The 12,159-nt window shown below is 63.3% G+C and carries 11 protein-coding genes; 4 read left to right on the top strand and 7 right to left on the bottom strand.

Annotated features, from left to right (window positions below; genetic code table 11):
• Positions 1-141: 141 nt before the first annotated feature.
• Positions 142-1,389, bottom strand: coding sequence for an ammonium transporter (locus OW493_RS07450; protein ID WP_077379618.1), 1,248 nt, complete (start codon positions 1,387-1,389; stop codon positions 142-144).
• Positions 1,390-1,421: 32 nt separating this feature from the next.
• Entirely contained in the window at positions 1,422-1,760 is a 339-nt protein-coding gene (locus OW493_RS07445; RefSeq protein WP_065392452.1) for a P-II family nitrogen regulator, read from the bottom strand.
• A gap of 437 nt (positions 1,761-2,197) precedes the next feature.
• Here OW493_RS07445 and OW493_RS07440 point away from each other — a divergent pair, with 437 nt between their 5' ends.
• Positions 2,198-2,572, top strand: a complete 375-nt coding sequence (locus OW493_RS07440; protein ID WP_077379616.1) for an accessory factor UbiK family protein — start codon at positions 2,198-2,200, stop codon at positions 2,570-2,572.
• Between the two features lie 87 nt (positions 2,573-2,659).
• Here the strand turns inward: OW493_RS07440 and OW493_RS07435 are convergent, their stop codons facing one another.
• Positions 2,660-2,938, bottom strand: a complete 279-nt coding sequence (locus tag OW493_RS07435) for a hypothetical protein (RefSeq protein ID WP_205632716.1) — start codon at positions 2,936-2,938, stop codon at positions 2,660-2,662.
• Between the two features lie 526 nt (positions 2,939-3,464).
• Between OW493_RS07435 and OW493_RS07430 the strand changes: the two genes are divergently transcribed.
• Complete coding sequence (locus tag OW493_RS07430; protein ID WP_289863751.1) at positions 3,465-3,746, top strand: hypothetical protein; 282 nt, start codon at positions 3,465-3,467, stop codon at positions 3,744-3,746.
• Between the two features lie 352 nt (positions 3,747-4,098).
• The gene (locus OW493_RS07425; protein WP_084209516.1) at positions 4,099-5,637 is read left to right on the top strand and encodes a YifB family Mg chelatase-like AAA ATPase; all 1,539 of its coding nucleotides are present in this window, start codon (positions 4,099-4,101) and stop codon (positions 5,635-5,637) included.
• Between the two features lie 28 nt (positions 5,638-5,665).
• On the opposite strand, the gene OW493_RS07420 is transcribed toward OW493_RS07425, so the two are convergent.
• The 4 genes from OW493_RS07420 to OW493_RS07405 all read right to left on the bottom strand — a co-directional run bounded on the left by OW493_RS07420 (position 5,666) and on the right by OW493_RS07405 (position 9,476).
• Positions 5,666-6,697 carry a DUF4105 domain-containing protein gene (locus tag OW493_RS07420; RefSeq protein WP_077379608.1) on the bottom strand — a complete coding sequence of 344 codons (1,032 nt, stop codon included), beginning with the start codon at positions 6,695-6,697 and terminating at the stop codon, positions 5,666-5,668.
• Positions 6,698-6,707: 10 nt separating this feature from the next.
• Positions 6,708-7,859, bottom strand: a complete 1,152-nt coding sequence (locus OW493_RS07415; RefSeq protein WP_289863749.1) for a histidinol-phosphate transaminase — start codon at positions 7,857-7,859, stop codon at positions 6,708-6,710.
• Between the two features lie 88 nt (positions 7,860-7,947).
• Complete coding sequence (locus OW493_RS07410) at positions 7,948-8,478, bottom strand: hypothetical protein (RefSeq protein ID WP_176503535.1); 531 nt, start codon at positions 8,476-8,478, stop codon at positions 7,948-7,950.
• Positions 8,466-9,476 (bottom strand): alpha/beta hydrolase, encoded by a 1,011-nt coding sequence (locus OW493_RS07405; protein ID WP_077379600.1) that lies wholly within the window; start codon positions 9,474-9,476, stop codon positions 8,466-8,468. Before OW493_RS07405 ends, OW493_RS07410 begins: the two co-directional genes overlap by 13 nt.
• Positions 9,477-9,758: 282 nt before the next feature.
• Here OW493_RS07405 and OW493_RS07400 point away from each other — a divergent pair, with 282 nt between their 5' ends.
• The gene (locus tag OW493_RS07400) at positions 9,759-11,939 is read left to right on the top strand and encodes a malate synthase G (protein ID WP_084209511.1); all 2,181 of its coding nucleotides are present in this window, start codon (positions 9,759-9,761) and stop codon (positions 11,937-11,939) included.
• The last annotated feature ends 220 nt before the right edge of the window (positions 11,940-12,159 follow it).

The following is a 12,159-nucleotide window of genomic DNA, read 5'->3' as shown; positions in this document are numbered from 1 at the left end:
CCTTGGGTGATGGTGCGGGTGGCGTTGCTGCTCGCCACGCCAGCCCCTATTGCTCAAGCATACACCGCTTATCCGGTCAGGAAAAAAGACTCCCGCCAGGTGGCGGGAGTCTTTGGGTGTCGCGTGAGTCTCGATCCTTGATTACTTGCGGCTGGAGGTGAATTCCGGATACGCCTCCATGCCACATTCCGCCAGATCGACGCCTTCGTACTCTTCCTCTTCGCTGACGCGAAGTCCCATGATGGTCTTGATGACCAGCCAGACCACGAAGCTTGCGATGAATACCCAGGCGAAGATGGACACGGCGCCCAGCAGCTGTGCGGAGAAGGTGGCATCGTCATTGGTCAGCGGCACTGCCATCAGGCCCCAGAGACCGACCACACCGTGGACGGAGATGGCACCGACCGGGTCGTCGAGCTTGAGCTTGTCGAGGCCGACGATGGAGAACACCACCAGCAGGCCACCGACGGCGCCGATCAGGGTGGCAGCACCGACACTCGGTGCCAGCGGACCAGCGGTGATGGCGACCAGGCCAGCCAGGGCGCCGTTGAGGGCCATGGTCAGGTCAGCCTTGCGGAACCACAGGCGGGCGAGGATCAGGGCGGCGATGACACCCCCGCAGGCAGCGGCGTTGGTGTTGACGAAGACCTGAGCGACCGCGTTGGCTTCATCGATATTGGACAGCACCAGCTCGGAGCCGCCGTTGAAGCCCAGCCATCCCAGCCACAGGATGAAGGTGCCCAGGGTCGCCAGCGGCAGGTTGGAGCCCGGGATGGCGTTGATCTCACCGTTCTTGCCGTACTTGCCCTTGCGAGCCCCCAGCAGCAGCACGCCAGCCAGTGCGGCGGAAGCGCCTGCCATGTGCACGATGCCGGAGCCGGCGAAGTCACTGAAGCCCGCTTCGCTCAGGAAGCCGCCACCCCAGGTCCAGTAACCCTGGACCGGGTAGATGACGCCCGTCATGACCACGGCGAAGGCCAGGAAGGCCCACAGCTTCATGCGCTCGGCGACTGCACCGGAGACGATGGACATGGCGGTCGCCACGAACACCACCTGGAAGAAGAAGTCGGAACGCGCGCTGTAGTAGATGTCGCCACCGGAAGCGAGCGCTTCCTCAGCGGTATTCTCGGCGCCGATCAAGAAGCCCAGGCTCGGCAGGAAGCCGCCTTCGGCGCTTGAGTACATGATGTGGTAACCGACCACCATGTACATGGTGCAGGCGATGGCGAACAGCGCCACGTTCTTGGTCAGAATCTCGGTAGTGTTCTTGGCGCGTACCAGGCCAGCTTCCAGCATGGCAAAGCCGGCAGCCATCCACAGCACCAGGGCGCCACAGACCAGGAAATAGAAGGTATCAAGTGCGTACTTGACCTCGATGATCTCGTTCATGCGGGATTCTCCTTTATTATTGTGCGCGGGGCTCAGACAGCATCGGCGCCGCGTTCACCGGTACGGATACGGATCACGTCATCCAGCGGGGTGACGAACAGCTTGCCGTCGCCGATCTTGCCGCTGTTGGCTGCCTGGGTGATGGCGTCCAGCACCGTTTCCACGCTGCTGTCATCAACAGCCACTTCAATCTTGACCTTGGGAAGGAAGTCGACGACATACTCGGCGCCGCGATACAGCTCGGTGTGGCCCTTCTGTCGCCCGAAGCCCTTCACTTCCGTGACCGTGATGCCTTGCACGCCGTTGTCGGCCAGCGCTTCACGCACGTCGTCCAGCTTGAAGGGTTTGATGATGGCGGTGATCAGTTTCATGTGCTGCCCCCGTTTGCTACCGCAATGATCTGTCATGTTGAGTGCGGCCAATCAGACACTGCTGGTGGCCTGTTCCTGACAAGTGCATCGCACGAGGTATGCCATGAGGTTAAAAAATCTTTAAATTCATCTAGTTGTGCTGAGGGAAAAAGCAGCTCCGCAGCAAGGCCAAAAATGACGGCAAGGAGAACGCCATGGCGATGCACCGCTTTGGTGCCTGAATTGCGGCTTTCGAGGTAGGAGATAGCGCTAATATGGTGCACAAGGGCCGGTGCCTGCCGTCGGTTGTGAGAGATTCGGGGTCGAGACATGCGTCAGGCCAGCGGGTTGCGTATCCTTGCAACATGACATGATGTCCCCCACGTTTCGGGGAGATCCTTTTCTCTGACCGACAGTCCCATGATGGGCCCGTCGGCTTGCAATGGCTGAGGTGGAGCATGTTCAAGAACGACGTCATCGGGCGTATGGCCCAGCAGATCGGTGAGCGCCTCCAGGACGCCTCGCACGGCCCGGAAGAGCTGCAGAAGTCCGTACAGGGCGTGATGCGCAGCGCCTTTGATCGCATGGAACTGGTGTCGCGCGAGGACTTCGACATCATGATGGATGTGCTGACGCGGACTCGCGGGCGTGTGGAGTCGCTGGAGAAGCAGGTCATCGCACTTGAGGCGCTGCTGGAGAAGCAGGGACTGGTGGCGGGTGCTGCGTCGACCACCGAGCCTGCCGTGGCGGTGGACGATGAGGGAGAGGCCGCGCTGGCAAAGCGGGAAGCCGCCAGCCACGCCGAGGAGATCGAGCGTCAACGCGACGCCTGAATGGCATGCTGGCAAAAAAAAACCGCCACACCCGTCGAGGAGTGGCGGTTTTTTTGTGTCCGTCGCATGAGGCGGGTGCCGGGTAGGTCAGACCGTCTGTGGACGAGACCCCATCAACCAGCGAACCAGGCCCACCAGAGATGCCACGATCCAGAACACCTCGATCACGAAGCTGGCGAGATTGAAGTTGATGCACAGGCTGATCAACAAGAGTATCGCCCCGCTCAGATTCATGAGGTTGTAGGTCAGGCTACGTGCATCGAGTCTGCCAATCTGCAGCAGAAAGAAGGCACCGACCACCAGAGAGGTGCCGAGCATGCCGATGATGTCCGCCATGGGTGCCAGCGAGGCAAGCATGTCTTGCATGGGGTGTTACTCCTGAAACAAGCCGAAGTCGTCCTGAATGGCTGGCCCTTTCCGTGGGTTGGACGATTCTCTGCCACCCTTGGGTGGCCTCCTTGAGACAGCTTGGCGGTTGTATCAGCAGGGCCGAGACAACCGATCAAATATACCAGCAGTCCCCCTCTTGAGGCACTCCTGTAGCGCCTGGAGTACCGCCTTGCATGTTCCATCAGCACTCTTCTGGTGCAGGCCCGAGGGCTTGTGATCAGCCAAGTGTTCCATGTCGCCAACTTCGTGAAATATCTGCTAGAACGCGCGTTATTTCATGGAAAAAGCCGGTTGATGGGCTATTTTCAACGTTCAGTCCGCATGAATGTCTCGAGCTGAACAGACACGGCAGCCAGTCCGGCGCATCGAAGGAGGCTGGCATTGGGTGGGGCCTGCGCGACTCTCGGGAAAGGCACTCCCTTCCCCCGCGCCTCTTCTCTTGAGCCCAGCCTCCTGAGTCATGCCAGGGCGTTTCTCCATTCACTTCTTCATGAACATCTCCGTGAACTACTTCGTGAAGCTCTTCATGAAGCTCTTCATGAAATTCATGCCGCGATGTCGACGGGAAACGCTGCCGTTGGTTCATCGTGCGGGTGCCTTGCCCGTTCTGGGTGACGATATTGCCTCTCTGCCGCCTGTTTCGCCGGTCTGGCCGGGTGCTGGAGGAGGGCTGATGTCGCCCTCAAGTGTTGATTCAGAGTGTAATGCGTCACGCTTCGATGAGGTGGTGCGGCTCGGTGTCCATATCGATAGGGTTTGGTGTTGCCAGATGATGGATATTTGAGCGCTGGGAAATGTCCTGTCGAGGGGGTTATGTAATGTTATCCACAGTCGGTATTTTCCTTACGTATCCAGTAATTCTAGGGGTTGGTGGCGTAATGAAAATTATGAAACGGGTGGCTGGAATTGTTGATAATACCGTTGCGGTGCAGTGAGGACATGCCGTGTCCGGCAGCGCGAGTGACATTTGAGGAGTGCCGTATCGCCAAGCGTTGAGTCGTATGCACGCTGGCAGGTATGAGATTTGCCATGCTGGAGGAGATGGCACCGGTATCGTGCCCTCGCGCTCATGGCAGGCGGGTGCCTGCTCCGATTGCGCCGTGCAGCAGAGAGGCGGCATCACGCAGGGAAGACTCATGTCATTGGCAATGTTGCGCACGCGCGCATCTCTTGGTCTTGAAGCTCCGGAGGTGCAGGTAGAGGTACACCTCTCCAACGGGCTGCCGGGGCTCTCCATCGTTGGCTTGCCGGAAGCGGCGGTGAAGGAAAGTCGTGAGCGAGTGCGCAGCGCATTGCTCAATGCAGGCTTCGAGTTTCCAGCGCGCCGAATCACCCTCAATCTGGCCCCGGCTGACCTGCCCAAGGAGGGGGGGCGCTTTGATCTGCCGATCGCACTGGGCATCCTGGTGGCATCCGGTCAGGTGCCGGAAGAGGCCGTGGCGCAGATCGAGTGTCTGGGCGAGTTGGCACTCGATGGCAGCATTCGCTCTGTCACTGGCGTGCTGCCTGCTGCGCTCTGCTGTCGCAAGGCCGGGCGCACCCTGGTGGTGCCGCGTGGCAATGCCGATGAGGCCGCGCTGGCGGAACAGCTGGATGTGCTGTCCGTGGGCCATCTGCTGGAGTTGGTGGCGCACCTTCTCGGGCGTGAGAGGATCATGCCGCATGTCTGTTCCGTCACTCCTCAGGCGCGACTCCCGGAGCCGGACCTGAGCGAGGTGCGTGGCCAGCATCAGGCGCGGCGTGCGCTGGAGATTGCCGCTGCGGGAGGCCACAACCTGCTGTTCGCGGGGCCGCCGGGTACGGGCAAGACGATGCTGGCCAGTCGCCTCTCCGGCATTCTGCCGCCGCTGGGGGAGGCCGAGGCCCTGGAAGTCGCGGCGGTACGCTCGGTCTGCGGGATGCCGATCATGGAGCGCTGGGGCCAGCGGCCCTTCCGGGCGCCGCATCATACCGCCAGTGGTGTCGCGCTGGTCGGGGGTGGCTCCAGACCGCGTCCGGGAGAGGTGTCGCTGGCCCATCATGGCGTGCTGTTTCTGGACGAGCTGGCGGAATTTGATCGTGGTGTGCTGGAAGTGATGCGTGAGCCGCTGGAGAGCGGCCGCATCCTCATCTCGCGTGCCAGCCACCAGCGGCGCTTTCCGGCACGTTTCCAGCTGGTGGCGGCGATGAACCCCTGCCCGTGCGGCTATCTTGGTGACAGCCGTCGCAACTGCAGTTGCACGCCGGCCCAGATCCAGCGCTATCAGGCGCGCCTATCTGGCCCGCTGCTGGACCGTATCGATCTGCAGGTCGAGGTACCGGGACTGCCTGCCGAGGAGCTGACGTCCGCGACACCTGGTGAGGCCTCGGACGCAGTGCGCGAACGAGTGCTGGCGGCTCGCGCTCGCCAATTGGCCCGCGGCGGGCTCAATGCCCATCTCGATACCCATGCCCTGGAAGCCGCCTGCCAGCTGGAGGACGGCGAGCGTCAGTGGCTGGCCGGTGTGCTGTCACGCCTCAATCTCTCGGCGCGTGCCTATCACCGGGTCTTGCGTGTCGCGCTGACGTTGAGCGATCTCATTGCGCAGGATGGCGTGCAGCGGCCCCAGCTGATGGAAGCCATCGGCTATCGTCAGCTGGACCGAATGATGGGGAGAGATCCGGCCCGCCCGGGAGCGGAACAGCGCAGCGCCTGAGCACTGCCTGTCGGGCCGCGTCGCCCGTTCAGAAGGACGGGCTGTCCGCGCCGGGAATGCCCTCACGGATCAGGCGCGAGAAGTCGCCGTCCGGGTGCTCGTCGGCGGCGATGGCGGCAGGGTTGATCAGACTTCTGGCCTTGAGCTCGGCGAAGGGCGCGGCGTCACTGAGGGCATCCTGGTCCGCGACATATTCCGGCAGATAGCCGGAGAGCAGCAGCCGATAGTCCAGCGGCAGGCCGTCGGTGAGGCGCGTCATCATCGCGTAGACGAGGGTGGTGCAGTTGCTGGTGGCGGTGTTGTAGAAGCGTGGCTGAGTGCGCAATGTCTCGGCTTCGTCGACGTAGGCCAGCAGCAATTCGCGGATCAGTTCGCGCGGCATCTGCACCCGATAGAGATGCACCTGCTCCCCGCGCACGTTGCTGCGCACGCGGATGATGTCGCGCTCGTCAGCGGCGATCACCGCCAGTTCGTACTCCTTGAACATCCCGCCCAGTGTCGAGAAGGCCTCGTCACGCTCCTTGCGGATTTCCACCGAGAAGGCTAGATGGCGTCCATCGGCGAAACCGAAGCTGACCAGCGTATGAGCGATCTGCGGCCCCATCCAGTGACTGGTCAACAGATCCACCGAGGTCAGTTGATCCAGAGGATAGTCCCGACTCTCCCAGCGCGGCGTGTAATCCTCAGGCGTGCGCCACTCGAAGTTGCGCACCTGTTCGAGGTGCAGGATGTCATCTTGGCTGACGCTCCCCTCGACCAGATGTTCGACCTCCGGTGCCCAGTCGCGGTCCGCCCGCGGGGTGATGCTGTTCCACCAGCCGAGGCTGGCGACCAACAGCATCAGGTAGCTGCCCGCCAGTCGCCAGCGAATCGCATGGAGTTGCGGCGACCACAGCGCAATGACACAGATGAGGCTCAGCGCACCCGCGAGGACGGCCAGTGTCGTGCGAAGCCCCTCCGGTCCCGGCAGGCGGAACCACAGGGCAGGCATCAGCCACAGGCTCGCCCCCAGCAAGGCAAGGCTGGTGACGCTGCGGAGCACGATGCTGGTCAGGCTCATCGGCCGGCACTCATGCGCGATTCTCTTCGACGATGGCCTGCTCGAGACGCGCCAGTCGACCCGGCACCAGGCTGTCCTCCAGGGTCGAGATGCGCAGGATATGGCCGAGCGCCGGGTGAGGGGAGCGGGTGATCAGCACGCCCTGCGCCATCAGTTGCTGCTGAACCTGAGCGGCCCGCTCGGCGCTCTTGAGGCGCACGCAGAGGAAGTTGGTGGCACTGGGGAGGACGTCAGCCCCCAGCGAGCGCAGGTGCTCGGCAAGCTGATCACGAGACTGGATGACCGCGGCGACGTGAGTCGCGGCTTCTTCGGGATGCTCCAGCAGCAGCTCGCCGGCTGCCAGTGCCGGCGCGCTGACGGCATAGTGGATCCGAACCTTGGTCAGAAGGGCGAGATCCTCACGCTCGGCGATCATGAAGCCGAGACGCAGGCCCGCCAGTCCATAAGCCTTGGAGAAGGTGCGCAGCCGGAAGGTACGAGCCATCGGGGCATTGTCGGCCTGCGCCGCATCGGGGCGGAAGTCGTGATAGGCCTCGTCCAGCAGCAGGCTGCAGTCCGCTGGGAGCGCATCACGCAGTGCTCGGACATCCTCATCCGAGTGCAGGTGCCCGCTGGGGTTGTCCGGGTTGGCGAGATAGACGACACGGGCCGCATGCTGACTTGCCGCCGCGGCGAGTGCGGCGAGATCCGGTGCCAGCTGGGCAGAGTGGGGGGCATCGTCAGAGGCATGGGCTTCGGTATATGGCACTTCAACGACCTCAGCACCGAGACCGCGCGCAAAGTACGCCAGTGTGGGGTAGGTGCCGGCACTGGTGATCACGCGCTCTCCCGCACAGATGGTGGCGCGCATCACCAGCGCCAGCAGGCTGTCGGCGCCGGCGTCGACCAGCAGCGTCTCGTAGGCGACGCCCAGGCGCTCGGCCAGTTGATGGCGCAGTTGCCAGGCATCGGCGTCCGCGTAGCTGCGGCTCAGGTCTGCCAGGGCATGGCCCAGCTCGCCGCCGAGTACCGCGTGGGGCATGTCGAGCCCTTCATTGGAGCCGTACTGATGCGGCAGCGCATGCCCCAGTCTGCGTTCCAGCGCCTTGATGCCGGGGAACGGGTTGTGCGGTCCCTCCTGATAAAGGTGGGCCAGGAAACGGCGGGGAGTGGCGGTAGTCATCTTGGCTCCAGAGGCGGTAACGGATGACGCCGGGAGGCAGGAGGTGGCCATGCGGCGTCAGAGAGTGAGTCGAGGAGACAGTGGGCGCTCAGGAGGCAGGTCGCGCACTGGCAAGGGCGTCAAGCGCAGCCTGATCGAAGGCGCCGCTGAGCGTGAATGTCCGGGTCTGCTGGCGCTCCGCGCTGAGACGGCGCACCAGCTCCAGTGTCAGCTGGTAGGGCTGCAGGGTGCGGTCGGAGAGCCTCAGGGGGCCACCGCTGGTATCCAGGCGTGCCACGAGGCGCCATTGCAGACTGTCGATGCCGGGGCGATCGTTGCTCCAGTTGAGCACCTGCGGGCCATCCTTGAGCGCCAGCAGGGCACGTGTCAGCGCTTCATTGAGTGCGCCGGGCTGCACCTCGAGACTGGCATCCACTTCAGGAGGTGCCAGCAGCAGGACCTGCTCGCCCAGTGGCGGGGTCCAGCTCTGCTCATCCAGCAGGCGGGCAGCACTCTGGCCCAGGCCATAGATGGGGTCGCGCTCCGCGCGTGGCACCTGATCCAGTCCCATGCAGCCGGTCAGACCGGTGATCAACATCAGGCTCGCCAGTGTTCGCAGCCCGCGACTCATTCGTGACATGCCGGGGCGCCTCCCCTGTCATCAGGGGCCTCAAGTTCCGGGCGCGGCGACAGCGCATCGAGGAAGGCATCCAGCTCGGCGAACAAGGCCGTGCGAATCGGCTCGGCCTCATTGACCAGATGATGCTGCGCCTCGGGGTGGCGATGAATCCGCGCGTTGGGGAACTTGCTGGCCAGCACGTCGAGATTCCACTGCCAGTCCACCGTGGTGTCCTGTTCGCCCTGCAGGATCAGGGTGGGTAGCGAGCAGGGCGGGAGGGCCTGCAGGCGTGGAATCCAGGCGCGCATGGCCGAGACCCACTTCACGGCGAGTCGATCCGCCTGAAGCGGGTCGTTGGTGCTCAGGAACTCGTAGAACGCCGCGTCATTGGTATTCGCGCGGTACTTGCGCGGAATGGAGTCGATGAAGGGGCGCGCCATGCTATGCAGCCAGCGGGACTGCGGCCACCCCCAGGGGCGAACCAGCGGGGCGAGCAGCGCGATTCCCTGCCAGCGCGAGTCACTGCCACGCATCAGGGCGTCGGTGGCCAGCACGGAGCCGCCGGTGCTCTGACCGATCCCGAACCAGGGGTGCGGCGCCAGATCATGGACTTCCAGATACTCCTGAAACGCCTGCAGGCAGCCGACATAGTCACCGAAGTCATCGATGGAAGCCGGCTCGCCGGAGGACAGGCCATGCCCCGGCAGGTCCCACAGCGCGACCTGCCAGCCCTGCTTCAGCAGGTGGGCCAGCAGGTGACGATACAGCGCGAGGTGATCGAAATATCCATGCACCACGAAGATGGTGCCGCGCGGACTCGGGGGAGTCCACAGCTGTGCCCACAGGCGAAAATCGCCAGCATCGAGGTGTCCGGCATGTACGGTGACATGTGCGCTGCGCAGTTCATCCAGGCCATAGTGGCTCAGGTAACAGGCCAGCGGGCTGGTCGTCTGACCGGGCAGACACTCAGGCAGACGAATGAAAGGGCCATAATCGAGCAGTGCGCTGAAGTCGGGCATGGTGATCTCCATAATGCTGCCATGCTAGCGGCTGGAGCTGTCGTGAGCCATAGGAAAAAACAGTGTTTCTTCATACAAGGGCTGCGTGTCGCGAACTGCCAGCATTCGTCATGCCATTTCCAGAACACGGTAATCCGGTTTCAGCCTCTTGTTCATTGGTCAAAGCCCCGCTTCCGCCAGCCACGGCATCGGGTATGGTGAAGTGATCCACAACCGCCCGGCAGATGATTCATTCCACGTACGGTTCGTCAGTTGATATTCGTTTCCAGGGAGAGCACACGCATGACTGATCGCATTCAACTTGAACGTCTGGCCATTGATGCCGGACTGCACCGCTTCATCGAGGAGGAAGCGTTGCCCGGTTCCGGTATCGCCTCGGCCGACTTCTGGTCCGGCGTCGATGCGTTGCTGCACGAGCTGGCGCCACGCAATCGCGAGCTGCTGGAAACGCGCGAACAGCTGCAGGCCAGCATCGACCAGTGGCACCGTGAGCATCCCGGCAAGGTCGAACTGCCCGCCTACAAGGCCTTCCTGAAGGAGATCGGCTACCTGGAAGACGAGCCGGCCAGTGTCGAGGCCACCACCGCCAACGTGGACAGCGAGATCTGCCAACAGGCAGGACCGCAGCTGGTCGTGCCGGTGATGAATGCCCGTTACGCCCTGAACGCCGCCAATGCGCGCTGGGGCTCACTCTATGACGCCCTCTACGGCACCGACGCGATCAGTGATGACGATGGCGCCGAGCGCGGCAAGGACTACAACCCGGTGCGGGGTGCCAAGGTGGTGGCCTACGCACGTCAGGTGCTGGATACCATCGCGCCGCTGGCTGGCGGTACGCACCATGACAGCGAGGGGTACTCCATTCGTGACGGCCACCTGCTGGTGCGGGTCGGCGGGCGTGACCTGAGCCTCAAGTCGCCGGAACGCTTCCTCGGCTATCGCGGCGACGAAAGCGCGCCAAGCGCGATCATCTTCGCGCACAACGGGCTGCACGCGGAGCTCGTGATCGATGCCGAGCACCCCATCGGCAAGACCGACCCCGCCAACGTCAGTGACCTGATCATGGAGGCTGCGCTCTCCACCATCATGGACTGCGAGGACTCGGTGGCCGCGGTGGATGCCGACGACAAGGTGGCCGTCTATCGCAACTGGCTGGGCCTGATGAAGGGCGATCTGACCGAGACGCTGGAGAAGAAGGGTCGCCAGATGACGCGCAGGCTGAACGCGGACCGTGAATACACCGGCGCCGATGGCACCACCCGCGTGCTGCATGGTCGCTCGCTGATGCTGATCCGCAACGTGGGCCATCTGATGACCAACCCGGCCATCCTGCTGGAAGATGGCAGCGAGGCGCCGGAAGGCATCATGGATGCCATCTTCACCAGTCTGATCGCGCTGCATGATCTCAAGGGTGACAAGGACAGCCGTGGCGGTATCTGCAACTCGCGCACCGGCTCCGTCTACATCGTCAAGCCCAAGATGCACGGTCCGTCCGAGGTCGCCTTCGCTGACGAGCTGTTCTCGCGTGTCGAGCAGCTGCTGGGCCTGCCGAATGCCACGCTCAAGATGGGCATCATGGACGAGGAGCGTCGTACCACCGTCAACCTCAAGGCCTGCATCGCCGCGGCCAGTTCCCGTGTAGCCTTCATCAATACCGGCTTCCTGGATCGCACCGGTGACGAGATGCACACCTCGATGGAAGCTGGTCCGATGCTGCGCAAGGGTGACATGAAGGGGGCGGCCTGGATTCAGGCCTACGAGAAGTGGAACGTGGATATCGGGCTGGAATGCGGTCTGCGGGGTCGCGCCCAGATCGGCAAGGGCATGTGGGCGATGCCGGACCTGATGGCGGCGATGCTGGAGCAGAAGATCGGCCATCCCCGCGCCGGTGCCAATACCGCCTGGGTCCCGTCACCGACCGCGGCCGTGCTGCATGCGCTGCATTATCACCAGGTCTCGGTGAAGGACGTGCAACATGACCTGCTCAGTCGCCCGCGCGCCAGTCTCGATGACCTGCTGACCATTCCGCTGGAGCTTGATCCCCAGTGGAGTGCCGAGGAGATCCAGGCCGAGCTGGACAACAACGCCCAGGGGATTCTCGGCTATGTGGTGCGCTGGATCGATCACGGCACCGGTTGCTCCAAGGTGCCGGACATCCACGATGTCGGCCTGATGGAAGACCGCGCCACGCTGCGCATCTCCAGCCAGCACATCGCCAACTGGCTGCATCATGGCATCGTCGACAACGCCCAGGTGCAGGACACGCTGGAGCGCATGGCGGGCGTGGTGGATCGTCAGAACGCTGCGGATCCCAGCTATCAGGCGATGACGGCGGATCTCGAGGGCTCCATCGCCTTCCAGGCTGCCTGCGAGCTGGTGTTCCAGGGACGAGTGCAGCCGAGTGGCTATACCGAGCCGGTACTGCATCGCCGCCGCCTTGAGAAGAAGCAGCAGGCTCACTGAGGCAGCGTCAGCGCTGCGCCATGAGCGTGGCACTGCGGATGCGGATCTTGGACATGCACGACGGCGGCTCTCGAGCCGTCGTCGTGCTTTCTGGCGATGCCATATTTCCCGAGGCGGCATTTGACGCTAGCCTTGCCCCCAGTAGCGCGCAACCGTACGATCAGCGCCCGCTCAGCCACTGCAGCGCCTGAAACGCGATGGTGTGGCGATCCCTGGTCAC

The sequence above is a fragment of the Cobetia sp. 14N.309.X.WAT.E.A4 genome, assembly GCF_030397495.1.
Classification (GTDB): Bacteria; Pseudomonadota; Gammaproteobacteria; order Pseudomonadales; family Halomonadaceae; genus Cobetia; species Cobetia marina.
Note: the sequence above shows the minus strand (reverse complement) of the source record. Positions and strands in the feature narration are given on the sequence as shown.

Bases quoted from the DNA above. Each gene is read 5' to 3' on its own strand.
- OW493_RS07410 (WP_176503535.1), bottom strand. From the start codon at position 8,478: ATGTCACGAATGAGTCGCGGGCTGCGAACACTGGCGAGCCTGATGTTG.
- OW493_RS07405 (WP_077379600.1), bottom strand. From the start codon at position 9,476: ATGCCCGACTTCAGCGCACTGCTCGATTATGGCCCTTTCATTCGTCTG.
- OW493_RS07435 (WP_205632716.1), bottom strand. From the start codon at position 2,938: ATGCAAGACATGCTTGCCTCGCTGGCACCCATGGCGGACATCATCGGC.
- OW493_RS07400 (WP_084209511.1), top strand. From the start codon at position 9,759: ATGACTGATCGCATTCAACTTGAACGTCTGGCCATTGATGCCGGACTG.
- OW493_RS07420 (WP_077379608.1), bottom strand. From the start codon at position 6,697: ATGAGCCTGACCAGCATCGTGCTCCGCAGCGTCACCAGCCTTGCCTTG.
- OW493_RS07445 (WP_065392452.1), bottom strand. From the start codon at position 1,760: ATGAAACTGATCACCGCCATCATCAAACCCTTCAAGCTGGACGACGTG.
- OW493_RS07440 (WP_077379616.1), top strand. From the start codon at position 2,198: ATGTTCAAGAACGACGTCATCGGGCGTATGGCCCAGCAGATCGGTGAG.
- OW493_RS07415 (WP_289863749.1), bottom strand. From the start codon at position 7,859: ATGACTACCGCCACTCCCCGCCGTTTCCTGGCCCACCTTTATCAGGAG.
- OW493_RS07450 (WP_077379618.1), bottom strand. From the start codon at position 1,389: ATGAACGAGATCATCGAGGTCAAGTACGCACTTGATACCTTCTATTTC.
- OW493_RS07425 (WP_084209516.1), top strand. From the start codon at position 4,099: ATGTCATTGGCAATGTTGCGCACGCGCGCATCTCTTGGTCTTGAAGCT.